Origin of the sequence: Amycolatopsis sp. DSM 110486, from assembly GCF_019468465.1 — a bacterium.
Classification (GTDB): domain Bacteria; phylum Actinomycetota; class Actinomycetes; order Mycobacteriales; family Pseudonocardiaceae; genus Amycolatopsis.
In genome coordinates this window covers 6,927,597-6,954,365 of record NZ_CP080519.1, presented here as the reverse complement: position 1 = coordinate 6,954,365, position 26,769 = coordinate 6,927,597, and the positions used below count along the sequence as shown (strand labels likewise).

General features: G+C 73.3%; 6 protein-coding genes. 3 read left to right on the top strand and 3 right to left on the bottom strand.

The features are described from left to right. Positions 1–44 precede the first annotated feature (44 nt). The 3 genes from K1T34_RS53635 to K1T34_RS33960 all read right to left on the bottom strand — a co-directional run bounded on the left by K1T34_RS53635 (position 45) and on the right by K1T34_RS33960 (position 22,503). Positions 45–18,266 carry a type I polyketide synthase gene (locus tag K1T34_RS53635; protein WP_255637750.1) on the bottom strand — a complete coding sequence of 6,074 codons (18,222 nt, stop codon included), beginning with the start codon at positions 18,264–18,266 and terminating at the stop codon, positions 45–47. 191 nt (positions 18,267–18,457) lie between these two features. Then, positions 18,458–21,271 (bottom strand): LuxR family transcriptional regulator, encoded by a 2,814-nt coding sequence (locus tag K1T34_RS33965; RefSeq protein ID WP_220238835.1) that lies wholly within the window; start codon positions 21,269–21,271, stop codon positions 18,458–18,460. A 668-nt stretch (positions 21,272–21,939) separates the two neighbouring features. Next, positions 21,940–22,503: a DUF1579 family protein gene (locus K1T34_RS33960; protein ID WP_220238834.1), complete on the bottom strand. Its 564-nt coding sequence runs from the start codon at positions 22,501–22,503 to the stop codon at positions 21,940–21,942. Positions 22,504–22,754: 251 nt separating this feature from the next. On the opposite strand from K1T34_RS33960, the gene K1T34_RS33955 reads away from it, so the two are divergent. The 3 genes from K1T34_RS33955 to K1T34_RS33945 all read left to right on the top strand — a co-directional run bounded on the left by K1T34_RS33955 (position 22,755) and on the right by K1T34_RS33945 (position 26,721). After that, positions 22,755–23,966: a cytochrome P450 gene (locus K1T34_RS33955; protein WP_220238833.1), complete on the top strand. Its 1,212-nt coding sequence runs from the start codon at positions 22,755–22,757 to the stop codon at positions 23,964–23,966. Positions 23,967–24,250: 284 nt separating this feature from the next. Continuing rightward, a complete protein-coding gene (locus tag K1T34_RS33950) occupies positions 24,251–26,008 on the top strand; it encodes an amino acid adenylation domain-containing protein (protein ID WP_220238832.1) in 1,758 nt (585 codons plus the stop codon). After that, complete coding sequence (locus tag K1T34_RS33945) at positions 26,005–26,721, top strand: thioesterase II family protein (RefSeq protein ID WP_220238831.1); 717 nt, start codon at positions 26,005–26,007, stop codon at positions 26,719–26,721. The genes K1T34_RS33950 and K1T34_RS33945 overlap by 4 nt, the downstream gene beginning before the upstream one ends. Positions 26,722–26,769 lie beyond the last annotated feature (48 nt).

Genomic DNA, 26,769 nt, shown 5'->3' with positions numbered 1-26,769 from the left:
TCCTGGGCCGGGATGGGCGGGACGGTGGTCGGGGCCGGGCCGGGTCAGCTCACGTCGCCGAACTCCTTGTCGATGAAGGCCAGCACCTCGAGCGGATCGACCTGCCCAGGCCCGGCGCTCGCGGGAGCAGGCCCGCCGACGCGCTCCAGCCGGCGCAGCAGGCGCCGCAGCCGGCCGGCGATCTCGTCGGTTCCGCCGGCGGCCGCCTCGAGCGCCTCGATGGCCGGTTCGAGTCGGTCCAGCTGGTGCACCACGGTTTCGCGGGGGTCACGCGGCTCGGGCACGAGCAGGCCGAGCAGGTGCTCGCTCAGGGTCCGGGGCGTCGGGTGGTCGAACACCAGCGTCGCCGGCAGCACCAGGTCCGTCGCCCGTTGCAGGTGGTTGCGCAGTTCGACCGCGGTCAGCGAGTCGAACCCGAGCTCGCGGAACGCCTGGCCGGGATCGACCTCCCCTGCCTCACCGTGGCCGAGCACGAGAGCCGCCTGCTCACGCACGAGCCCCAGCACCGCCTGTGCGCGGTCGGCCTCGGGCAGCGCCCGCAGGTCGAGCGCCGGACCGGGCTGCGGGCGCGGCGACGGGTCGGGGCGCCGGGCCGGGACCAGCTCGGTGAGCAGTGCCGGCACCGTATCGGCCCGGGATCGCAGGCCCGCCACGGAAATCCGCGCGGTGACGAAGTCCGGGGCCGCCTCGGCGAGTGCCCGGTCGAACAGGTCAAGTCCTTGCCCGGTGGTGATCGGGCCGACCCCGAGCGTGGCCATCCGGGCGCGGTCACGCTCGGTCAGGTCCGCGGTGAGCCCGTCGGCCTGTTCCCACGGTCCCCAGGCCAGCGCCGTGCCCGGCAGGCCGCGCTCGTGGCGGTAGCGGGCAAGCGTGTCGAGGAAACTGTTGGCCGCGGCGTAGTTTCCCTGTCCGGCGGCGCCGAACGCGGCCGAGGCCGACGAGAAGAGTGCGAAGACGTCGAGGCCGAGCCCTTCCGTGAGCCGGTGCAGCAGCCAGCCTCCGTCCACTTTGGACCTGAGCACGGACGCGAGCCGATCGGGGCCGAGGGCGGTGAGCACGCCGTCGTCGGTGACGCCCGCGGTGTGCACCACCCCGGCCAGCCGCCCGCGCTCGGTGATCGACGCCAGCAGCGCAGACATCGCGGCCTCGTCCGCGACGTCGCACGCCGCGAACTCGACCGTCACCCCGAGCTCACCGAGCTCGGTCCGCAGCCGCGCGACCTCCGGCCGCTCACGGCGCCCGGTGAGCACGAGGTGCCGCACTCCGTGCTCGACGGCGAGGTGTTTCGCGACGACGCGGCCCAGCGAACCCGCGCCGCCGGTGACGAGCACGGTGTCGCCGGGGGCGAACCCGGGGCCGAACGTCAGCACCGCCTTGCCGACGAGCGCGGCCTGGCTCAGCGCGCGCAACGCCGCCGGCGATTCGGTCACCGGCCAGCACGTGACCGGAGGCGCGACGAGAGTACCGCCGGCAAATCCCTCGGCCAGCTCGTCGAGGATCTCCGCCGTGCGCGCCGGCGGGATGTCGCCGAGGTCGTAGGTGTGGTACGGAAAACGCAGCCGCGCCGGGTCCCGGACGTCCAGTTTGCCGATCTCCACGAACCGCCCGCCGTCGGCGACGAGGTCCAGAGACGTGTCGGCGACGGGTCCGGTCAGCGAGTTCAGCACCACGTCCACCCCGCGCCCGCCGGTGGCGGCGCGGAACGCCGCGCCGAACTCTGTGGTCCGCGACGACGCCACGTGGTCGCCGGGCAAACCCATGGCCCGCAACGCGTTCTGCTTGCCTTCGCTCGCGGTGGCGAACACCTCCGCGCCCCACGAGCGGGCCAGCTGCACGGCCGCGCCGCCGACCCCGCCCGCCGCGGCGTGCACGAGGACCGACTCGCCCGAGCGCAGCCCGGCCAGGTCGCGCAGGCCGTAGGAGGCGGTGAGGAAGGCGACGGTCGCCGAGGCACCCTGGACAAAGCTCCAGGTCCGGGGCAGCCGGACGACCGCGTGCTGTCCTGTGATCGCGATCGGCGCGAACGCGTCGGGCACGAGGCCCATCACCCGGTCGCCGACGGCGACGCGGTCGACCCCGGAGCCGGTCTCGACGACGATCCCGGCCGCCTCGGTGCCGGGGCGGGCGTCCCCCGGGTACATGCCGAGCGTGATGAGGACGTCGCGGAAGTTCACGCCCGCCGCCCGCACCGCGATCCGCACCTCGCCGGGCGCGAGCGGCCGCAGGGCCTCCGGTGCCGGGACCAGGGCGACGTCGTCGGGTGAGTCCCCGTTCGTCCGGTCGAGGCGCCAAGACTCCGCGCCCGCGGGCGGGACCAGGCGCGCCGGGTTCCCGGCGGGGAGCAGCTTCGGCACCGTGACGCCGGCCGCGGTCACCGTGAGTTCCGGTTCACCGCTGCTCGCCAGGCCGGCCAGCACGGCGGGCTCCACGTCCTCCTCGGTGTCGAGCAGGACGAAGCGGCCGGGGTGTTCGGTGTGCGCGGTGCGTACGAGGCCGGCGACGGCGGCGTGTGCGGGTTCGGTGCGGGCGTCGCGGGTCACCACCGCGAGCACCGCGTCCGTGGCCCGCGGATCGGCCAGGAAGGCTTGCATGAGGGCGAGCACGTCGGCGGTTATGCGGTGCGCTGCCGTGCGCGGATCCGGGCCGGGCGGCGGGCACTGGGCGAGCACGACCGGCACAACCGCGGGCAGGTCGGACACAGCCCCGGCCGCGACGGGCACGACCGTCCACTCCGGACAGATCGGGGCCGGCTCGGGGTGCGGGACCTGCGTGACGCGGTAGAGGGGGTCCGGCTCGGCGCCGGGGACGTCCGCCAGCGCGGCCGCGGTCACCGGGCGCAGCACGAGCGAGCCGACCTCGAGCACCGGCCGGCCGGTGCCGTCGGCGACCTCGACCCGCACGGTGCCGTCGCCGGCCCGGGTGAGCCGCACCCGGCTCGGGGTGCGGCCCGGACCGGCCACCCGAACGCCGGACCACACGAACGGCAAGCGCGCGGAGCCCGGGGCGTCCTCGGGCCGGCGAGCCGGGCCGAGCGCGTGCATCGCGGCGTCGAGCAAGGCCGGGTCGACCGCGTGCCCGGCGCGGGGCTCGGTCTCGGTCGCGACGTCGGCGTAGACGTCGGCACCCACCCGCCACGCGGTGCGCAGGCCGCGGAACGCCGGGCCGTAGTCGAACCCGGCGGCGATCAGGTCCGGGTAGAAGCCGTCCAGATCGACCGGGTCCGCGTCCGCCGGTGGCCAGGTGGCGGCCCAGTCCATGGTGGCCGGCGGCCCGGCCGGTTCGGCCACGGTTCCCTCGGCGTGACAGGTCCACGGCGCGTCCGCGTCGCCGTCGGGTCGCGAGTGGACGGTCACCGCGCGGACACCACTGTCGTCGGGCGCCCCGACGAGGACCTGGATCGCCACCGCGCGGTCGTCGGGGACCCGCAGCGGCACCGGCAGAGCCAGTTCGCGGACTTCGGTACAGCCGGCCTGCAGGCCCGCCCAGGCGACGACGTCGAGGAACGCCGTGCCCGGCACGAGGACGGAGCCGAGCACGGTGTGGTCCGCGAGCCAGCGCTGGTCGCGGTGGCTCACCGTCCCGGTGAACACGCGTTCGTCGCGCCCGGCCGGGGTTAGGGCGGCCCGCAGCAACGGGTGCTCCGCCCCGGCGAGCCCGGCGCTCGCCAGGTTCGCCGGCGCCGTGCCCGGCTCCGGCCAGAACCGGCGGTGTTCGAACGGGTACGTGGGGAGCTCGACGTGCTCGCCGGTGCCGCCCTCGACGAGCACGGACCAGTCGAGGGCGGCGCCCCTCACGTGCATCTCGGCGAGGCCGAGCAGCAACGACTCCGTCTCCGGCCGGTTCGGCCGCAGGACGGTGGCCGACGCCACGGCCGGGCTCTCGGCGCTGCCGGTCACCTCGTCGGCGACGTCGGGCACCAGTGCGGAAAGGGCGCCGCTCGGGCCGATCTCGAGGAAGCTCCGCACGCCTTCGGTGTGCATCGTCCGCACCGCGTCGGCGAAGCGGACCGTCTCTCGCACCTGACGGACCCAATAGTCCGGGGTGCACAGCTCCGGTCCGGCGGGCCGGCCGGTGAGGGTGGAGACGATCGTCAGGGCGGGCCGCTCGAACCCGATGCCGGCGAGGACTTCCCGGAACCGGCCGAGCATCGGCTCCATGAGCGGTGAGTGGAACGCGTGCGAGACCGTCAGGGCCGTGATCTTGCGGCCGAGCTCCGCGAACTCGGCACCCAGCCGGGCGACGGCGTCGCTCTCGCCCGAAATCACCACGGCCGCCGGACCGTTCACGGCCGCGATGTCCACATCGGACCGTCCGCCGAGCCGGGCGCGCACCTCGTCCTCGGTCGCGCGGACGGCGAGCATCGCGCCGCCGGCCGGCAACGCCTGCATCAGCCGGCCACGGGCGGAGACCACCCTGCAGGCGTCCGCCAGCGACCACACCCCGGCCACGTGCGCCGCGGCGAGCTCGCCGATCGAATGCCCGGCCAGGAAGTCCGGCCGCAGTCCCGCGTGCTCGACGAGCCGGAACAACGCGACCTGCAGCGCGAACAACCCGGCCTGCGTGTAGCGGGTCCGGTCCAGCAGACCCGGTTCGGACTGGCCGAAGACGATGTCCCGCAGGTCCTCGTCGAGGTCACGCTGAAGCTCGGCGCACGCGGCGTCGAACGTCTCCGCGAACACCGGGAACGCGCGGTACAGCTCGTGGCCCATCCCCGGGCGCTGCGAACCCTGACCGGAGAACAGCACCGCGGACGGTGCCCCGCCCGCGACGCCCCGGACGAGGCCGGGGGCCGGGCGGTCCTCGGCGAGGGCGGTCAGCGCCGCCTCGATCCGGTCCGGAGTGTCGCCGACGATCACCGCGCGGTGTTCGAGCGCGGCCCGCCCGGACGCCAGCGACCGGGCGGTGTCAGCCGGATGCGCGCCCGCGAACAGGCGCAGCCGGCGAGCCTGCGCGGACAACGCCGCGGCACTGCGAGCCGAGACGGCCCACGGCACGAACCCCCCGGCCGCGGCGACGGGATTTGCGACGGGCTCCGGACCCTGCTCGAGGATCACGTGGGCGTTGGTGCCGCTGATGCCGAACGCGGACACCCCGACCCGGCGCGCGTGTCCCGTCTCCGGCCACGGCCGCTGCCGGGTGAGGACCTCGACCCGGCCGCCCGACCACTCCACTCGCGAGGAGGGCACCGAAGCGTGCAGGGTCGCCGGCAGGATGCCGTGGCGCAGGCTCAGCACGGCCTTGATCAGGCCCGCGACCCCGGCGGCCGCCTGCGTGTGGCCCAGGTTGGACTTCACGGAGCCGAGCCACAGCGGAGGGGCGTCGGGTCCCCGCTCGCCGTAGGTGGCGAGCAGGGCCTCCGCTTCGATCGGGTCGCCGAGGCGGGTGGCCGTGCCGTGCGCTTCCACCGCGTCGACGGCTTCCGGCCCGAGCCCGGCGGCCGCCAGCGCCTGCCGGATCACCCGTTGCTGGGCCCGGCCGTTGGGCGCGGTGAGCCCGTTCGAGGCCCCGTCCGAGTTGACCGCGGACCCCTTCACGACGGCGAGGATCGGGCGGCCGAGCCGTTCCGCGTCCGAGCGGCGGGCGAGCACGAGCATTCCCGCGCCCTCACCCCACCCCGTGCCGTCGGCGTCGTCGGCGAAGGCGCGGCAGCGGCCGTCCGGCGCGAGCCCGCCCTGCCGGGCGAACGCGACGAAGGCGTTCGGCGTGGCCATCACCGACGCACCGCCCGCCAGGGCGAGATCGCATTCGCCGCCGCGCAGCGCCTGCGCCGCGTTGTGCACGCTCACCAGCGAAGACGAGCACGCGGTGTCGATCGTGACCGCCGGTCCTTCCAGGCCGAGCACGTAGGCGATGCGACCGGACATCACGCTGCCCACCGCGCCGGTCAGCGCATAGTCGTGAGCGGCGTCGCCGTCGTCGGCCGCGGCGACCACCGCCGCGTAGTCGTGGGCCGAGGAGCCGACGAAAACCCCGGTCCGGCTACCCTGCAGCGCTCGCGGGTCGATCCCCGCGCGTTCGAGCGCCTCCCACGACGTCTCCAGCAGCAACCGCTGCTGCGGGTCCATCGCCGTCGCCTCTCGCGGGGAGATGCCGAAGAAGGCAGCGTCGAAGTCGGCCGGTGCGTCCAGGAAACCGCCGCGCAGGGCGAACCCGCCGGACGCTCCGTCACGCAATGCGCCGAGGTCCCAGCCCCGGTCGTCCGGGAAGTCGCGGATCCCGTCCCGGCCGGCGAGCAGCAGCTGCCACAAGGAGTCCGGCGAGTCGACGTCGCCGGGGAACCGGCAGGCCATCCCGACCACGACCACCTCGTCGACCCCTTCGCCCCCGTCCTCCTCGGCCCGGGCGGCGACCGGCGCGGCGGTGTCCCGCGCGCCGAACAGCGCGTCCCGCAGCAACTCCGCGACGGCGGCGACGGTCGGGTGGTCGAACACCACGGTCACCGGCAGGGTCAGCCCCGTCGCGGTGGCGAGTCGGTTGCGCAGATCCACGGCGGTCAGCGAATCGACGCCGAGGTCCCGGAACGAGCGGTCGACGGCGATGTCCACCGCGGCCGCGTGCCCGAGGGCGACGGCCGCCTGCGACCGCACCAGCTCCACCAGCCGCCGGTGCCGCTCGCCCGGCGCCAGCTCGGCCAGGCTCTCGCGCAGTTCACCGCCGGGTGCGGGGTCCGCGACCGGCTGCGCGCGGAGCGCGGCCGCCGCCTCCGGCACCGCGGCGATCAGCGGGCGGCGCCGGGCGAGCGAGTACGTCCGGGCGAAGAGCTCCCAGTCGATGTCGGCCACGGTAAGCCCGGTGAGGTCCAGCTCGACCGCCCGTCCCAGCACGGCGAGGGCGGACTCCGGCGGCATCGACCGCAGGCCGGTGCGGGCGAACGCCGCCGCGGTGTCGTCGTCGACCATGCCGCCACCGGCCCAGCTGCCCCAGGCGATCGAGGTGGCAGGCAGGCCGCGGGCGCGGCGGTGCTGGGCGAGGCTGTCGAGGAAGGCGTTGCCGGCCGCGTAGGCACCGGATCCCGCGCTCCCCCACACCGCGGCGCCGGAGGAGAACAGGACGAACGCGTCCAGATCCAGGCTGGTGGTCAGCTCGTCGAGGTGGCGGGCACCGTCCACTTTGGCCGTGAGCTCCGGCAGGGCCGCGGTGGGTGTCGCGTCCTTCAGCAAACCCCGCCCGCTGACGCCGGCGGCGTGCACGACGACCCGCAGCGGGTTGTCCTCCGGGATCTCCGCGAGAACCGCCGCCAATGCGGCACGATCGGCCACGTCGCAAGCGGCGATGGTGACGGTGCAGCCCAGCTCGCCCAACTCGGCGACAAGCTCAGCGGCGCCCGGCGCGGCCGGCCCGCGCCGGCTGGTCAGCACGAGGTGCTCGGCACCGCGTACGGCGAGCTCACGGGCGACCCGGGCACCGAGCGCGCCGGTTCCGCCGGTCACGAGCGCGGTCCCGCGCACGGTCCAGGGCCGGCCCGGCGCCGCGGTCCCGAGGGGACGGCGCACCAGCCGCCTGACGAAGGTGCCCGACGGGCGGATCGCGAACTCCTGTTCGTCGCCGCCGGCGGCGAGGATCGCGCACAGCCGGGCGGCCATGGCGTTGTCCACGACCGGGGGCAGGTCGGCAAGACCGCCCCAGATCTGCGGGTGCTCGAGGCCCGCGACCCGGCCGAGTCCCCAGAGCGCCGCCGCGTCGACGGCGCGCGGGGCTTCGGTGTCGTCGATGCCCACGGCACCGGCGGTCACCCACCACATCGGGACCGGCCCGCGGCGCGCCGCGGTCAGCAGCTCGATCCCCTTGCGCACCAGGGCGTCCGCGGTCTCCCCGGCCCGGCCCAGCACAGCGATCACGCCATCCACTTCGGACAGATCCGACGGCAGGTCGGCCACGCTCAGGCGGTCGACCTCGGCGCCGCGCGCGATCAGCCCGCCGGCCACCGTTTCGGCAACCACGTCATCCGGCTCGGCGACGAGCGCCCACCTGCCGCGCAGGGGGGTGGGCGCGGGCTCGTCGACGCGGCTCCAGGCCACGTCGTAGCACCAGTCGTCGGGGGTGTGGCGCCGGCGGTCGCGCCACTGGTTCAGCGCAGGCAGTGCCTGTTCCCACAACTCGGCCGGGACGTCGCCACCGACCGCTTCCGCGAAGGCCGCCGGATCTTTCTTCTCCACAATGGACCAGAACTCGGCGTCGAGCGGTTCGGGCGTGTCCGGGGTGAGCCAGAAGTGCTGGTGCTGGAAGGGATACGTCGGCAGGTCGGCCAGGTAGGTGGGACGGGGGGTGGGTTGCGGGAGGGTGACGTCGATTCCGGTGACGTGCGCGGTCGCGAGGGCAGTGAGCCACTGCCGGTAAGTACCGCCGTTGCGGGTCAACGTGTGCAGGACAGTGCCACCGGTGATCTCGTCGACAGCGGTCGTGAGAACGGGATGGGCACTGATTTCGAGGAACCGGCTGAACCCGCTCTCGGCAACCGCGGTGATCGCGTCGGCGAACCGCACCGTCGAACGCAGATTCCGAACCCAGTAGTCCGCGTCCAGCGTCGTGGTATCGACACGTTGCCCGGTAACAGTGGAAACCATGGGAACAGCGGAAGCCTGCGGCGAGATTTCGCCGAGCGCAGCACGCAGCTCGCCGGCGATCGTGTCGACCTGCGCCGAGTGCGAGGCATAGTCCACCGGAATCCGACGCGCCCGCGCACCCTCATTCGCGCAATGCCCAACCAGCGTTTCAAGGTCGCCGATCGTGCCCGACACGATCACCGCACCCGGACTGTTCACCGCCGCCACACCGACACCGGTCAACTCCAGCGTCGTGATGACCTCCTCGACGCGCTCCGCCGGCCAGGCAATCGACCCCATCGCCCCCAAGCCCGAAAGCGAACGTTCGATCAACGCCGACCGCACCGCCACAACCCGCGCCCCGTCCTCCAAACTCAACGCACCAGCAACACACGCAGCCGCGATCTCACCCTGCGAATGCCCAACCACCACAGCCGGAACAACACCAGCCTCAGCCCACAAAGCCGCCAACGACACCGCAACCGCCCACGACACCGGCTGCACCACCGACACCCGGTCCATCGCCACCGGATCATCGAGCACCTCGGACAACGACCAGTCAACCCACGGCGACAGAGCCCGCTCACACGCAACCATCGACTCCGCAAACACCGCAGACGCTTCCCACAACGCCCGACCCATGCCAACCCACTGACCACCCTGACCAGCGAAAACACCAGCCACACCACCGGAACCCGACACCAACCCCCGCACCACATCCGGAGACTCGACACCCTCAGCCACCGCCGCCAAACCGCCCAGCGCCGCCGCCCGGTCACCGATCACCACCGCGCGATGCTCGAACCGCGACCGTCCAATCGCGAGCGTGTGCGCAACCTCCGCCGCCGACACATCCTGATGCGAAGCCAGATACGCGCTCAAGCGCCCGGCCTGCGCTGCCAACGCCGCACCCGTCGCCCCGGACAACGGCAGGAGCACCTCACCATCCGACGGCTCGGACACCACCGGCTCTTCCTCGGGTGCCTGCTCCAGAATGACGTGCGCGTTCGTGCCACTCACTCCGAACGACGAAACCCCGGCCCGCCGCGGGCGGTTCGTCTCCGGCCACTGCCGGTTCTCGGTCAGCAACTCCACCGCGCCCGAGGACCATTCGATCTCACGCGACGGTTCGTGCGCGTGCAACGTCGCCGGCAACACGCCGTGCCGCAACGACTCGATCATCTTGATCACACCCGCCACACCGGACGCGGCCTGGGTGTGGCCGAGGTTCGACTTGAGCGAACCCAGCCACAGCGGCTCGCCAGCGATCCGGTCGCGCCCGTACGTCGCCAGCAACGCATGCGCCTCGATCGGGTCGCCCAGCTTCGTCCCCGTCCCGTGGGCTTCGACCGCGTCCACTTCGGACGGATCAAGGCCGGCAGCGGCCAGCGCGGCACGGATCACGCGTTCCTGCGAGGGGCCGTTGGGGGCCGTCAGGCCGTTGGACGCGCCGTCCTGGTTGATCGCCGAACCCCGCACCACCGCCAGCACCCGATGCCCGTTACGGCGGGCATCCGAAAGCCGCTCCAGTACCACCACACCGGCGCCCTCGGCCCAGCCCGTGCCGTCGGCCTCAGCCGAAAACGCCTTGCACCGCCCGTCGGCCGAAAGCCCGCCCTGCCGGGAGAACTCCACGAAGTTCCCCGGCGTGGACATCACCGTGACCCCACCGGCCAGAGCCAGGTCGCACTCACCGCCGCGCAACGCCTGCAGCGCGAGGTGCAGCCCGACCAACGACGACGAACACGCCGTGTCCACCGAGACCGCCGGCCCCTCCAGGCCGAGGAAGTACGACAACCGTCCGGAAAGGACACTGCCGGCCGCGCCCGTGATGCCGTGGCCGACGTGCTCCTCACCGGAGCGGTCCAGCAGCCGGCTGTAGTCCTGGCCGTTGGTTCCCACGTAGACGCCGGTGCGGCTGCCGTGCAACGACAACGGATCGATCCCCGCCCGCTCCACCGCCTCCCACGACACCTCCAACAACAACCGCTGCTGCGGATCCATCGCCAACGCCTCCCGCGGCGACACCCCGAAAAACCCCGCGTCGAACCCACCCACCTCGGCAAGAAACCCGCCACGGCCACCGGCAGAACCAGGCCACGCCTCCCAACCACGATCCACCGGAAACCCCGACACAGCGTCGACCCCGTCCGACACCAGCCGCCACAAATCCTCCGGCGAGCTCACCCCGCCCGGCAGCCGGCACCCCATCCCCACCACCGCCACCGGCTCGTCGGCGACGGACCCGGGCGCAGCTCGGCCATCGGCTTCCGGGGCGCGGCCGGACACCAGGTCGTGCAAGTGCCCGGCCAGCCGCCCCGCGGACGGGTGGTCGAACACGACCGTGCTGGGCAGGTCGGTCCCCAAAGCCGCGCCGAGCCGGTTGCGCAGGTCCACCATGGCCATCGAGTCGAACCCGAGCGAGGCGAACGCGCGGTCTTCGGCGACGTCGCGGATCGACGAGTAGCCGAGGGCGTCGGCCACGTGGGTGCGGACGAGGTGCACCAGCGCCTGGCGGTCCAGCGCGGCGGGCGCCGCGCCCGGTGCCGGGCCGGCCGGCGTGGTGGCCGGCCGTTCGCCGCTGCCCGCCAGCATCGCGCTGATCAAGGGGCTGTGTCGGGCGGCACCGAACGAAGCCGCCAGCCGGGGCCAGTCGACGTCGGCGACCAGCGCGGACCCGCCGTCGTCGATCAGCCGGTGCAGGGCGGCGAACGCGTGGTCCGGCAGCAACGGCCGCAGCCCGAGGCGGGCCAGCGTCCGGCCGGCCGCACCGGCGCCGCCGGCCATACCCTCACCCCAGGAGCCCCACGCGACCGCGCTCGCGGGCAGGCCGAGTGCTCGGCGGTGTTCGGCGAGCCGGTCCAGGTAGGCGTTGGCCGCCGAGTACGCGGCCTGCCCGGCATTGCCGAGAACACCGGTGAACGACGAGAAGACCACGAACGCGGACAGGTCCAGCTCGCGCGTCGCCTCGTGCAGCGCCCAGGCACCGCCGGCCTTCGCGGCGAACACGCCCGCGAGCCGCGCCGGGGTCAGCCCGTCCAGCACCCCGTCGTCGAGAGCCCCGGCCAGGTGGAACACCGCTCGCAAGGAAGGCGTGCCCGCGACCAGCCGCGTCACGGCACCCGGATCCGTGAGATCACAGGCGGCCAGGGTGACCTCGGCGCCGAGCGCCCGCAGCTCGTCGGCGAGGTCGGCACCGCCGTCGGCCGCCGGTCCGCCCCGGCTCGCGAGCACGAGGTGCGGCGCGCCCAGCTGCGCGAGCCAGCGCGCGACCCGGGCGCCGAGCGCGCCGGTTCCGCCGGTGACGAGCACGGTTCCGTCCGGCCGCCAGCCGGGTTCCGGGCGGGCCGGCCGGGCGGCCGGGACCAGACGCCGGGCGAGGACGCCGGCGCCGCGCACCGCGACCTGGTCCTCGCCGGTTTCCCCGCCGAGTACGGCGAGAAGCCGTTGCACACCACGGTCGTCGAGGGTTTCGGGCAGGTCGATCAGCCCGCCCCAGCGCCGAGGGTGCTCCAGCGCCGCGACGCGGCCGAGCCCCCACAGCGCGGCTCCTCCGAGGCCACCCGGATCACGCGCGAGCTGCTCGTCGCGCGGTCCGGTCGACAGCGCGCCCCGCGTCAGCCACCACAGCGGCGCGGTGACGCCCAGTTCACCCAGCACCTGGGTCAGCAGCAGAGCCGCAACAGGTTCACCGCCACCGAGCCCCGGCAGCGCGACGACGCCGGCGAACAGTCCACTGTGGATTTTCAGGCGCAGCGCCTCGCCGAAGTCGCCGTGGTCCGGTACGACGGCGGCGACCACGGTGGCGCCCGCCCGGCGCAACGCACCGCTCAGCAGCTCGAGGTCGGCCCCCGCCTCGGCGGCGACCACGAGCCAGGTCCCGCTCATCCGGGTGACCGGCGGTTCGCTCACCGGCACCCATTCGACGGTGTAGCGCAGGCCGTCGACGGCGGCGTCGCGGTCGGCGGCCTCGGCCCGGCGGGCCAGCGCGGCCCAGCCGTCGGCGAACGAGGCGTCCCCGTCGAGACCGAGCTCCGCGCCGGCTTCGGCGACGTCCGCCCGGCGCAGGAGCGCCTGGACGTCGTCGTTTCCGGGCGCCGTGGCCGGCTCGTCGGCGTCGAGCCAGAACCTCTCGCGCTGGAAGGGGTAGGTGGGCAGCTGGACCGGCCGCGGACCCGGTCCGTGGAATCGCCGCCAGTCGACTCGCACCCCCCGGCACCACACCGCGGCGAGCGCGGTCAGCAGGGTGCGCACCTCGCCCTGGTCCGCGCGGGCGACCGGCACCGCGGCGCATTCCGAAGCGGCGGGGAGACACGCCGGAACCATCGCGCTGAGCACGGCGGCCGGGCCGATTTCCAGGAACGTGCGGACGCCGGCCTCGTGCAACGTGGCCACGGCATCGACGAAGCGCACGGTGTCGCGGGCGTGGCGCACCCAGTAGTCCGGCTCCAGCCACTCGGTGGTCACGCCACCGCCGGTCACGGTGGACACGAAGGGAATCGCCGCCGGCGTGAACCGCACGTCCGCCAGCACCGCGCGGAACTCGGCGAGCATCGGCTCCATCAACGGCGAGTGGAAGGCGTGGCTGACCGCCAGCCGCCGGGTCTTCAGGCCACCGGCCGCGCATCGCGCCTCGAGGTCCGCCACGGCGTCGCCGGCGCCCGAGACGACGACCGCGTCCGGGCCGTTGACCGCGGCGAGACAGACCTGCCCACCCTGATCGCCGATCAGGGCCAGCACCTGCGACGCGTCCGCGCGCACGGACACCATCGCGCCCCCGGCCGGCAGGTCCTGCATCAGGCGGGCCCGGGCGGCCACCACCCGGCAGGCGTCCCGCAGCGACCACAACCCCGCGACGTGGGCGGCGGCGAGCTCGCCGATCGAATGGCCGGCCAGCACGTCCGGGCGGACCCCCCAGGATTCCAGCAGCCGGAAAACCGCCACGTGGAAAGCGAAGAGGGCCGGCTGGGTGAACACCGTCCGGTCGAGCGCCGCGGCCGGGTTCTCGAAGATCGCCTCACGCAGGTCGAGGCCGAGCTCCCCGGCCAGCGTGTCGCACACCTCGTCGAAGGCGGCGGCGAACGCGGGGAACCGCTCGGCGAGCTCACGTCCCATGCCGGCCCGCTGCGAGCCCTGCCCGGAGAACAGCATCGCGAAGTCACCATCGGAGACGGTGTCGCGGACCAGGCCGATTCCGGGTTCCCCCGCGGCCAGCGCCTCGAGCGCGGCCAGTGCCTGCGGCCGCTCGTCGGTGACGACCGCGGCCCGTTCGGCCAGCCCGGCGCGGCCGGTGGCCAGCGAAGCGGCGACGTCGGCGAGGCCGGCTTCCGGGTGCGCCGCGAGGTGGTCGCGCAGGCGCCGCGCCTGATCGGCCACGGCGGGTCCCGCGGCCGCGGAGAGCGGCAGCACCGCCGGGCCCGGCGGCGGCGCGGCGATCACCGGCTCACCGGCAGGCGCCTGTTCGACGATGACGTGGGCGTTCGTTCCGCTGATCCCGAACGACGACACCCCGGCCCGCCGTGGCCGGTCCGTCTCGGGCCACTGCCGGTTCTCGGTCAGCAACTCCACGGCACCCGAGGACCAGTCCACCTCACGCGAAGGTTCGCCCGCGTGCAACGTCGCCGGCAATACACCGTGCCGCATCGACTGCACCATCTTGATCAGGCCGGCCACTCCGGCCGCGGCCTGCGTGTGGCCGATGTTGGACTTCAACGACCCCAGCAGAAGCGGGGTGTCGCGGTGGCGGCCGTAGGTGGCGAGCAAAGCGTGGGCCTCGATCGGGTCGCCGAGCCGGGTACCGGTGCCGTGCGCCTCGACGGCGTCCACTTCGGACGGATGAAGCCCCGCGACCGCCAGTGCGTCACGGATCACGCGTTCCTGTGAAGGGCCGTTGGGCGCCGTCAGTCCGTTGGACGCACCGTCCTGGTTGACTGCCGAACCCCGCACCACCGCCAGCACCCGGTGTCCGTTGCGGCGGGCGTCCGACAGCCGTTCCAGCACGACGATGCCGACACCTTCGGCCCACCCCGTGCCATCGGCGTCAGCGGAGAACGCCTTGCACCGCCCGTCGGCCGCGAGCCCACCCTGGCGCGAGAACTCCAGAAAAATGCCCGGAGTGGACATCACCGTGACCCCACCGGCCAGCGCCAGGTCACACTCACCACCGCGCAACGCCTGCGCCGCCAGGTGCAACCCCACCAACGACGACGAACACGCCGTGTCCACCGTGATCGCCGGTCCACGCAACCCGAGGAAGTACGCCAAGCGTCCGGAAAGGACACTGGTCGTGGTTCCGGTGAGCAGGTGCCCACGGGTTCCGGGGTCCGACCGGTGCAGCCGGGGGCCGTAGTCCTGCGGCATCGCGCCCACGAACACCCCGCCGCGGCTGCCCCGCAGCGACGTCGGGTCGATCCCCCCTTGTTCGAGCGCCTCCCACGAGACCTCCAGCAGCAACCGCTGCTGCGGGTCCATCGCCAGCGCCTCGCGCGGGGAGATGCCGAAGAACCCGGCATCGAAGTCCTGCGCCCCGGTGAGGAAACCACCGAACCGTGGGTAGTCGCCGTCCCGGTCCCAGCCGCGGTCGTCGGGGAAGCCGGACACCGTGTCCACCCGGTCCACGACGGCCTGCCACAGCTCGTCCGCCGACCCGATCCCGCCGGGCAGCCGGCAGGACATCGCGACGATGGCGACCGGATCCTGCGCGCCCGCCGCGGCACCCGGGCCGGCGGTCTCGACGTCGTCGTGCCCGGTCAGGAAGGCGGCCACCGCCGCGGGGGTCGGGTGGTCGAACAGCAGCGTGCTCGGCAGCGCCACCCCGAGCGACGCGGCCAGCCGGCCCCGCAGCTCGACCCCGAGCACGGAGTCGACGCCGAGTTCCCGGAACGGCACCTCGGCCGCGACCTCGGCGATGTCGTCGTGCGCCAGGACCGCCGCGGTCTCGCCCCGCACCAGCCGGACCAGATCGCGGACGTCGCCGGCAGAGGCCCGGCGCGCGGGTTCGATCTCCACGGGTCCGATCTTCACCGCGGGCGAGCGAGATTCCACTGTGGACTCACCAGTGGCCGGAAGCCAGTGCGCTCGACGCTGGAACGCGTACGTCGGAAGGGAAACCCGGCGAGGTGCGGGTTCGCCGAACACCGGCCGCCAGTCGACCTCGAGCCCGCGGGTGTGCGCCTCGGCCACGGCCGCGAGCATCCGGCGAGGGCCGCCTTCACCGCGACGCAGGGAACCGACCACGGCGACGTCGTGCCCGGCCGCCTCCGCCGTCTCGGCGACACCCACCGTGAGCACGGGGTGCGGGCTGCACTCGAGGGCGACCCCGTGCCCGTCCCGCAGCAGGGCGCGCACCGTGCGCTCGAACTGCACCGGGCGACGGAGGTTGCGGTACCAGTAGGTTGCGTCCAGGCCCGCGGTGTCGATCGGCTCGCCGGTCACCGCCGAGTAGAAGGGCACTTCCGACGAGCGCGGCTCGAGCCCGGCGAGATCACGCAGCAGGCGGTCTTCGATCTGCTCCACCTGAGCCGAGTGGGACGCGTAGTCCACGGCCACCCGCCGGGCCCGCGCGCCGGCCTCGGCCACTTCCGCGGCGAGCTCGTCGAGCAGGCCCGGTTCGCCCGAGACGACCGTCGCCCGCGGCCCGTTGACCGCGGCGAGCGACAACCCGGCGCCCCGGCGCTCCAGCATCCGCTCGACCTCGTGCGCCGGCAGCGCCACGGAAAGCATGCCGCCCGCGCCCGCCAGCGCCCGCAACGCGCGGCTGCGCAGCGCCACCACTCGCACGCCGTCGGCCAGGCTCAGCCCACCGGCCACCACCGCGGCGGCGATCTCGCCCTGGCTGTGCCCGGCGACGGCCGCCGGCCGGACTCCGAACGAGCGCCACAGCTCGGCCAGGCTCACCATCACCGAGAACAGCGCCGGCTGCACCACGTCGACCTGGTCCAGCGCCGCCGGGTCGGGGTCGGCCAGCACGTCCAGGAGGTTCCAGCCCACCAAGTCGGCGAGGTGCCCGGCGCACTCGGCCAGGTTCCGCGCGAACACCGGGTACGCCGCCGCCAGCTCGGTCGCCATGCCGGGCCACTGCGAGCCCTGGCCCGGGAACACGAACGCCGCGGACTGCGCGGGCACCACCGAACCACGCACCACCTGCGGAGCGGCTTCTCCCGCGGCGAGCGCGGTCAGGCCCGCGCGCAGCTCGGCTCGATCACGGCCGAGCACCACGGCGCGAGCGGCGAAGTGCGATCGCGTCGCGACGAGGGCGTGGCCCAGCTCGGCCGGGGTCGTGGCGGGGCGGTCGTCCCAGTGCGCGAGCACGGCGCCGGCCTGCGCCCGCACGGCGGCGACGTCACGTCCGCTCACCGCCAGCGGAACCCACGAACCCGCCACCGGTGAGTCTACTTCGGACTCGGCTTCGGTCACCGGGGGTCCGGAAAGGACGAGGTGGCAGTTGGTGCCGCCGATCCCGAACGAGCTCACGCCGGCGACCGCCGCGGTGCCCCGCCAGGGCGCGGACTCGGTGGTCATCCTCAGCCGCAACGTCTCGAGCGGGATCTCCGGTGGCGCGGAACGGAACCCGAGCGTCGGGTACAGCGTGCCGTGTGCCAGTCCGAGTGCGACCTTGAGCAGGCCGGCGATCCCCGCGGCGCCTTCGAGATGACCGACGTTCGTCTTGACCGAGCCCACGGGAAGCGGTGCGCCCACCGCGCGGGCCGCACCCAGGACGGCGCCGAGTGCCGCGGCCTCCACCCGGTCACCGACCGGGGTCCCGGTCCCGTGCAGCTCCACGTAGCCGACCTCGGCGAGGGCGACCCCGGCCCGCCGGTACGCGGCACGCAGGAGCTCCTCCTGTGCCTGCTGCTCGGGCACGGTGAACCCCGCGCCGCCGCCGTCGTTGTTGACGGCGCCGCCGCGCAGCACGCAGTAGATCCGATCGCCGTCGGCCACCGCGGCCGAGAGTCGTTTGAGGACAACGGCCCCGCCGCCCTCGCCGCGAACGTAGCCGTCGGCGCGGGCGTCGAAGGTGTGGCACCGGCCGCTGCGGGACAACGCGCCCATCCGCGCGACCGCGACCGTGCTCGCCGCCGCGAGGTTCAGGTTCACCCCGCCCGCGACGGCGATCGAGCATTCGCCTCGGCGCACGCTCTCCGCGGCGAGGTGCACCGCGACGAGCGACGAGGACTGACCGGTGTCCACCGCGAGGCTCGGCCCCCGCAGCCCCAGCGTGTAGGAGATCCGGTTGGGGATCATCGCCCGGTTGAGCCCGGTGAGCGTGTGCGCGGACACGCCCACCGCACCCCGCTCGTGCACCAGCGCCGCGTAGTCGTCGGCGATGGCGCCGACGAACACACCCGTCGCCGTCTTCCGCAGCCGCTCGGGCACGATCGCGGCGTCCTCGAACGCCTCCCACGCCAGCTCGAGCATCAGCCGTTGCTGCGGGTCCATCGACGCCGCTTCCCGTGGCGAGATCCCGAAAAACGCGGCGTCGAAGCCGGCGACGTCGTCGAGGAACCCGCCCCGGGCCGCCAGTTCCGGGAACATCGCGAACGCGTCGGCAGCGGCGCGGCCCGGCGGTACCTCGGTGACGTGGTCGCGTCCGGTGCTCAGCAATGCGGCGAACCGCGCGGGGTCCGGCGCACCGGGCAACCGGCACGAAATCCCGACCACGGCGATCGGCTCGGCCGGTTCCTCGGACTCGGTCGAGGAGTGACCCGGCAGGGATTCCGGCATGGCGCCTACCTCTTCGCAGTGGGGAGTCAGCGCGACGGCCGCACATCCGCCGACGGTGACGACGTGGGCTCAAGCCGGGATGATCACCGGTCGGCAACGCGCTCGGGATCAACTCCCGAACGGTGCTTACGGCCGACGGCGGCCGGTGGCCCGCTACCGATCTTCGCCGTCGGGAATCGCACCCCCTACCCCTAGGAGACCCCTGTATCGCGCGAGCGCGAAGCCCCGATTCCCCACTGCAGCAACGAAACCATCTCCGGACGACCCTTGACGTCCAGCTTCCGGTAGATCCGCGTGAGGTGCTGTTCGATCGTGCTCACGGTGAGGAACAGCTCCGCGCTGATCTCCCGGTTGGTCATCCCGCGGGAAACCAGGTTGGCGACCCGGAACTCGGCGTCGGACAGCGCGGCCCGGGCAACCTGCTCGACAGTGTCCTGGGGCGAGGTCTGGCGGCGGCGCGTCAGGGCGACGGAAAGGATTTCGTCGCACAGCGCGGCGGCCCCGGACAGCTTCGCCATCTGCCTGGCCCGTCGCGCGACCAGTTTGGCGCGCCCGAACTCGCCCAGCTCGCTGTGGGCGTTCGCCAGGCTCGCCAGTGCGAGCATCAGCTCGATCCGGTTCGCGCCGGCCTCCAGGAGCTCGACCGACTGGCGCAGCAGGGAAACCCGCGCCGGCGCCTGCTCCTCCGTGGCCGCGCGCAACCGCAGCCAGCCACCGCGCACGACCGCGTCGCCGGCGCCGGGCAGACCGGCCTCCTCCGCGAGCAGTTCCCGCGCCTCGTCGACCTCACCGAGGACCAGGTACGCCTCCGCGGCACCGTGGCGCCACGCGGCCAGCAGCGGGTTGTCCAGACCCCAGTCGCGCATGACCTCACCGCAGCGGCGGAACTCGTCGACCGCCGCCCTCGGCCGGGAGGTGATGAGCAGGTGGTAGGCGCGGGCGTGGAGGTACTGCACCCCGAAGCCGCTCGCGAACATCTTGTCCGGCACGGCATCCCAGACCTCGTCGCCGATGTCGTCGAGCCGGCCGGTGACGAGCGCCGCCGTGAGCAGGCACCCCAGCGGATAGCCGACGACCACGCCCCAGCCCTCCAGTGGCACGAGGTCGAGCGCGGCCGTCGCCAGCTCCAGCGCGGTCTCGGTCTCCCCCGTCCGCAGGGCGATGTCGGCCGACGCAGCCGACAGGATCGCCTGCCAGGTCACCACCCCACGCACGTTCGCCTCGGCCAGCAACGAGTCGCACCACGTCGACGCGCGGTCCAGCCGGCCGGCGTAGATGAGCGTGAGCACGGCGACGAGCAGCCATTCGACGGTCGTGTCGCCGAGCCGGCAGGTGCTCAGCACGTACTCGGCGTCCACCACCCGCTCTTCGTCCGGCCCCTCGGTCAGCACGGCGGTGAGCGCGCTCGCCGCGAGAACGCTCATCTCCTGGGCCGGCCCCGCGTCCGCCGGCACCGGCGGCGCAAGGGTGTCCAGCTGCGAGTGCGATTCCGGGTGCAGGTACTGCGTCCACAGGTGCATCGCGCGCAGTTCCGAGTCTTCCGGAGGCTCGGCACTCGGCGGCAGCTCCTTCAGCAGGTTCCAGGTCGTGCTGACCTCGTCGGCCTTGCCGTGCCAGAGCAAGTACAGGATCAGCGCGCTGGCGCTCCAGTCCGTGAGGTGGCCCTGGCGCATCGCGTCCTGCAGCGCGGGCAGGCCGCGCTGCGCGGCCGCCGGGTTGGCCCGCCATTCGATCCGGACCCGGGCGCTGACGACAAGCGCGCGCTCGCGCTCGTCCGACGTGCTCCGAGCGGCGAGGTCGATCATCTCCAGCGCGCGGGCGGGCTCGTCCTCCTCCAGTGCCGCTTCGAGCAAGACCCCCGGAGCCCACGGTTCCTCGGTTTCACCCGCGAGCAACAGCAGCGACGCGACCAGCGGCGCCGGCGCGGACTCCAGGTACATCAGCCGCGCGGCGCGCGCGTGGTGGCGCGCCCACTCCTCGAGCGAGAGCGAATCGAGCACGGCGCGGCGCGCCGCGGGGTGCCGGAAAGCGCCGTTCTCGACCAACCCGATCTCCGCAAGCGTCGACACACCGCTGACGACGTCGTGCGTGTTCAGGTCGAGAAGGCGCCTCGATCTGCCGACAACGTTGTCGTCGGGCAGCACTGCCAGCGCCTGGGCGATCTCGCGCACGGCCGGCTCGCACCGGTGCAGACAGGCCTGCACCGCCCTGGCGAACGACTCCCCCGCCACGATCGGCTCGTCCGCTTCGGCCGCACTGGTCGCACCGGCCGCACCGGTTCCGCCGGACAGGTGATCACGCAGCAACGCGTTCAGCAGCAACGGGTTTCCGCCGGACGCGTCGTGGTACGCGGTCGCCGATCTCGCGGCGACCTCGGCCCCGGCCCGCCGCCGGACCAGCTCGCCGGTCCCGGTCGCGGAGAGCCGGCGCAGCCGCAACCACAGGAACCCCGGCTGCGCGTGCAGCTCCGCCCGGAACTCCCAGTCGACGCCGAACCGCGAGGTCGATTCCGTGAGCAGCACCAGGATCCGCGACGAACTGATACGGCGGAGGAAGATCGCGAGCACCGCCAGCGAGGTCCGGTCGGCCCATTGGATGTCGTCTACGACCACCACCAGCGGACGCCGCAGAGCCAGCGACAGCATCGCGTTGGACACGGTGACCGCCGTCGACGTCACGCTGGAGTGCGACAGATCCGCCGCCGCGCAGGGCAGACCGGCCTGGCCGAACTGCTGCAGCAGCGGCGCTCGCACCTCCGCCGGCCACGCCGGGGACTGCAGCAGCTGGTCGATCACGCCCATCGCCAGCGACTGCTCCGCGCGGGAGCACCGCGCGGAGAGCACCAGCGCCGGCCCGGCCACGGCAGTCACCGCCCGGCCGAGCAAGGCGGTCTTGCCGGTCCCGACCGGACCGCTGATCAGTGCCGAACGTCCCTCGCCCGCCGCGACCTCTTCGAAGAGGGCTTCGAGCAACGCAAGCGCTTGCTCACGCTCAACCAAGTCCACCGGTGTCTCCCCGCCGTGTGCGAAAATCCGGCCGCCGGCCAGGGTTGCTCAAGACAAGCGGCGTCAAGCCCGTCCTGCGTCGATTCCCGTCGAGCCATCGGCGGTCGAAGTGGCACGGCCGCGCCGACGGCGGGCGAAAGCAGTTCGCTTTCCGAGACGCATCCGGAAATCATCCGGGAATTCCGGAACTCGTCATTGAGCACACCGGACAGTACTTCTCGTCCCGCTTCGAAGTCACACAAAAAATGCGTGAACACTCGATTGGTTCAATCGAATTTCACCAGAAGACCATAGTGCGCAGCGCCGTCGCCGATTCGATATCGATTCCCTCGATGACGCTCATAACTCTGAGGATACGATCACCGTCGCTCCTGTCAAGGCGCCCGGCGAACCGTTGCCCCGGGCTCCACGACGGCGTGTTCGTTCGCCCACGTGCCGTGATCCGCCGGTGATCGTGCTCCCGCGCGATGGCTACCAGCGCAGGTGACCCGATCCCCCGGCGCACCCGGCCGCGCACCGGAGCAGGCGAGGCGTACACGACGAACCGGGCAGTCCCACGGAGGCCGAAGTCTGCCCGAACTCCTGGCCGCCACTGCCCGATCAGGCAAACCGGTCCCCGGACACCGGGACGTCGCCCGGGGGAGCCGGTCTGCCGGACCCGTCGGCAGTCAGACGCGGTGGCAGTGGATCACGTCGACCGGCACCCAGGCGTCCGCCTGGCGCACGAAGCCGTGCTTGGTGTAGTGGTCGTCGTCGACCTGGGCGAAGACCTCCTGGAACACGAAGGGCTGCCCGAACGCGAAGTAGTCACCGGTGCATTTGAGCTCGCCGTCTTGCCACCCCTCGCATTTGGTTGCCCCGTGGTTACCCCAATCGTCGTAATAACTTGTGAAGAATGTGGAGTCCGCTTGATTCCAGCCGAACACCCAGCGGCTGCTGACGCCCGGAACCGGCACCGTCTGCGTCATCTCGTAGTAATGCCCGCCCAGAATCGGCACCGTTGTCCAGGTGGCCACGCCCGAACTCACCGGGTCCGTGGTGAGATTGGTGTATTCGCACCGGAACTCGCCGAGCAGGAAGTCCAGTTCGTGCATCTGCACGGGCGCCGGCGGGCGAGCCGGGAACTCCACCTTGCCGTTCGTGCTTTCGGCGGAGTCGGGCGCGGCCACATCTTGCGTGCTCATGAGTCGTCTCCTCGGGTTCGCGGACCACGCGGCGTCTTCGGTGCGCACACCACCGCCAGGCCTCGGCACCGAACCTAAGGATCACGAACCAGCACCGACAACCACGCGGCGCGGAGGTTAGGGGATCGGCGCGGCGCACGGGCGGGCATGGGGTCCGCTAGGGGTAGGCGCGGGAGCGCGCCTACCCCTACCGTTCACCCCGTTGACCACCCTGACCAGGCAAAACGGCGCCGCCGGCCGCATAAGGTCCAGGCGTCGAGTTCGCCGCGCAACCGTCCCGTACGACAGGAGTGCAGCAGATGACCACCGCCGGAGCGGATGCCGAGCAGATCACCCCGGAGTCCTTGAGTTCGCTGTTGGCCTGGTTCACCGAGATGCGCGCGACGGAACCGGTGAGCCAGGACGAAACCCCCGGCGTCTGGCACGTGTTCCGGCACGCCGACATCACCCGCGTGCTCGCCGACCCCGAGACGTACTCGAGTGACATGAGCGCGCTCATCCCGTCGTTCCCGGGCATGGAGTGGATCAACCGGAGCAACATCGTCGGCATGGACGCGCCGCTGCACCGCAAGCTGCGCAGCCTGGTCAGCAAGGCGTTCACGCCCCGGTTCGTCAACGAGCTCGCGCCCCGCATCCACGAGCTGACCCGCGCCCTGCTCGACGAGGTCGCCGGGCAGGAGCGGATCGACTTGGTCGGGCACCTCAGCCACCCGCTGCCGGTGACCGTGATCGCCGAGGTGGTCGGGGTGCCGAGCGAGGACCGGCCGCATTTCCAGCGCTGGGCCGACGCGTTCATCCTCGCCAACGGCGGGTCGGAGAACGCGCTGCCGACCGAGGCCGAGGTGATCGGGTTCGCCACGACCGCGGCCGAGATGCACGCCTACCTGACCGACCACGTCGCGAAGATCCGCTCCGCGCCCGGCGACGATCTGCTGAGCCAGCTGGTACAGGTCGAGCTGGACGGGGAACGGCTGTCGGACGACGAGGTGTGCGGGTTCGTCGCCCTGCTGCTGCTCGCCGGCCACATCACCACGACCGCCGTCCTGGGCAACACCGTGCTGGCTCTCGACGAGAACCCCGGCGCCGTGGCGGAACTGCGCGCGAACCCCGGCCTGATCCCCGACGCCGTCGAAGAGGTCGTCCGGATGCGCCCGGCGTTCTCCCGCCTCGCCCGGATCACCAAGCGCGAGTCCGAGGTGGGCGGCCGGACCATTCCGGCGGGCCAGATGCTCACGCTCTGGGTGGCTTCGGCCAACCGGGACGAAGCGGCCTACCCCGACCCGGACCGGTTCGACCCGCACCGCAGCCCGAACCGGCACCTCGGTTTCGGGCAGGGCATGCACTTCTGCCTCGGTGCCCCGCTGGCGCGGCTGGAAACGCGCATCGCGCTCGAGCACCTGCTGGAGCGGTACCAGTCGTTCGCCGTCGCCACCGACGAGCCGACCCTGTTCCACCACCCGAAGAGCCTCATCGGCGTGCGGCGGCTGCCGCTGGACGTCACCCCCTCCTGAGTTTCCGGCGCCGCGCCGCCCGCGTTCGACCACGAGGCCCGATCCGGACCTCGTGGTCGAACGCGTGCCCCCGCCCGGATTTCCGTGCCGCGGCAGGCGCTGCCGCGGTTTCTACCAGCACCACCCGCCCGCGCCCGGCAACCCGACCGGCAGTTGCGCGCGCGGCGCGGCCCGGCCCAAATGCCGTTGTTCTTCCCCGGAAGTCCGAGCCCGCACGGATACCGTTGATCTCGCGGCGCGGCTGCGCCGCACGATCCACTTCGGACGAATGGACCAGACCCACCGTGAAGTCGTCACCCGCGAAGTCCGGCGCCCTCCCCGAGCGCACGATCGTGTCCCTGTTCGCCCGTCAGGCCGCGGCCGCACCGGACCGCCCGGCCGTGACGTCCGACGGCACCACGCTCACCTACGCGCAGCTGCACCGGCGCTCCTCGGACCTCGCCCGGACCCTGGCCGCGGCCGGAGTGTCGCCCGGCGACCGGGTCGGGGTCGGGCTGCCCCGCGGCACGGAGCTGGTCGTCGCGCTGCTCGCCGTGCTGAAGGCCGGCGCCGCGTACGTGCCGCTCGATCCGGACTACCCCGCCGAGCGGCTCGCGTTCATCGCCGCGGACACCGGAATCGACGTGGTGGTCGGGAATTCCGCCACCGCCGTCGAAGGCGCACGGGTCGTGGACGTGGCGTCGCCTGCCGCGGATGACCGGCCCGCCCCGGCCGGACCGGCCGCGGGCGATGTCGCGTATGTCATCCACACCTCCGGCTCCACCGGGCGACCCAAGGGCGTGCTCGTTGCCCATCGGACGGTCGTCGCACTGCTCGACGCCACCGCGGCGGAGTTCGAGTTGTCCGGGAGCGATGTGTGGACCCTGTTCCACTCCTTCGCCTTCGACTTCTCGGTGTGGGAGATGTGGGTGTGCCTGATGACCGGCGGCCGGCTGGTGGTCGTCCCCCATTGGACCGCCCGTGATCCCGCCGAGTTCCACGCCCTGCTGGAGCGCGAACACGTGACGGTGCTGAACCAGACGCCGTCGGCGTTCGCCCCGCTGCTCGCCACCCCGGCGTTCGCCGGCGGCGGGCTTTCCGTCCGCCTGCTGGTGTTCGGCGGTGAACCGCTCGACGTCCGCACGCTCGGCCCGTGGTTCGACCGGTACCCGCACGCACGCGTGGAGAACATGTACGGCATCACCGAAACCACGGTGCACGTCACGGCGCGCACGCTGACCGCCGCCGACGTCGCGCTCGGCTCCCGCTCGGTCGGCCGCCCGCTGCCAGGCTGGACCGTGCGGCTGCTCGACGAGCACGGCACCCGGGTGCCGGCCGGGCAGCCCGGCGAGATCCACGTCGGGGGCGCCGGCGTGGCCCTGGGCTACCTCGACCGGCCCGAGCTGACCGCCGAGCGGTTCCTCCCCGACCCGGAAGGCCCCGGCACGCTGTACCGCAGCGGCGATCGCGGGCGGGAGCTGCCCGACGGCGAGCTGGAGCACCTCGGGCGCCTCGACGACCAGGTCAAGATCCGCGGTCACCGGATCGAGCTCGGCGAGGTCCGCCAGGCCCTGACCGACGATCCCGCGGTCACCGCGGCGGCGGTCGTCCCCCGGAGTTCCACAGGCCTCGACGCGTACGTGGTGACCACCGCGCCCGACAGGCTGGCGGAGCTGCGCCGGCGGCTGGCCACGCGAATGCCCGCGCACCTGGTCCCCGACACGCTGACCGCCGTTCCCGCGCTTCCGCTCAACGCCAACGGCAAGGTCGACACCACGCGCTTGCCCGCGCCCGCTCCCCCGTCCGGCGCGTCGGGACCGGGCCCGCACGACGACCCGCTGACCAAGCGGATCGCCCGGCTGTGGGAAGGACTGCTCGGCGGCCCGGTCGCGGCCGGGGACAACTTCTTCGAGCTCGGCGGGAACTCGCTGCTGGCCGCCCGGCTGGGCAACGAGCTCGCGGGCGCCGGCCTGCCGGCCGTCTCGATGCGGGAGCTGTACGCCCATTCCTCCCTGACCGCGATGACCGAACTCGTCCGAACCAAGCAGGAGGCGACCCCATGACGACGACCAGCCTGGTGTGCGTGCCGTTCGCCGGCGCCGGTGCGAGCCTGTTCCGGCAGTGGCGCGAGCACGCCGGCGATCGCCTGTCGCTCGTGCCGGTGCAGCTGCCCGGGCGCGAGGAACAGTTCCTCGACCAGCCGCTGACCACCATGGCCGAGGTGGTCGACGTGGTGGCCGCGAAGGCCGCCGAGGCCGCGGCCGGCGGCCCGTTCGTCCTCTTCGGACACAGCTTCGGCGCACTGGCGGCCTACGAGACGGCGCAGGCGCTCGTCACCCGGGCGCTGCCGCTCCCGCGGCGGCTCGTGGTGAGCGGCATCGCCTCGCCCTGGGCACCCCGGGTGCGGCTGGGCACCGCCGCCCTGTCCGACGACGAGTTCGTGTCGCGGCTCGCCGACCTCGTCGGCTACCGCCACGCCGCCCTCGCCGACCCGGACCTGCGCGAGGTCGTCCTGCCCGCCCTGCGGGCGGACATGACCATCGCCGACGAGTACGAGCCGAGCTCCCGGCTCCCGCTGCCCGTGCCGATCACAGTGCTGCGCGGTGAGCACGACGAGCTGGTGTCCGAAGCCGACGCCGCGGGCTGGGCCGAGGTCGGCGGGTCCGGGGTGGACTTCGTGGCGCTGCCGGGTGCGCACATGTACTTCACCGAGAATCCCGGGAACCTCATCGCCGAGCTGGACCGGTGCGTCCGCGCGCCGATGGACGTGTCCTGACCCTTCTCGAGGGCGCGGGGACGGCGAGCCGCCCCCGCGCCCTTCGCC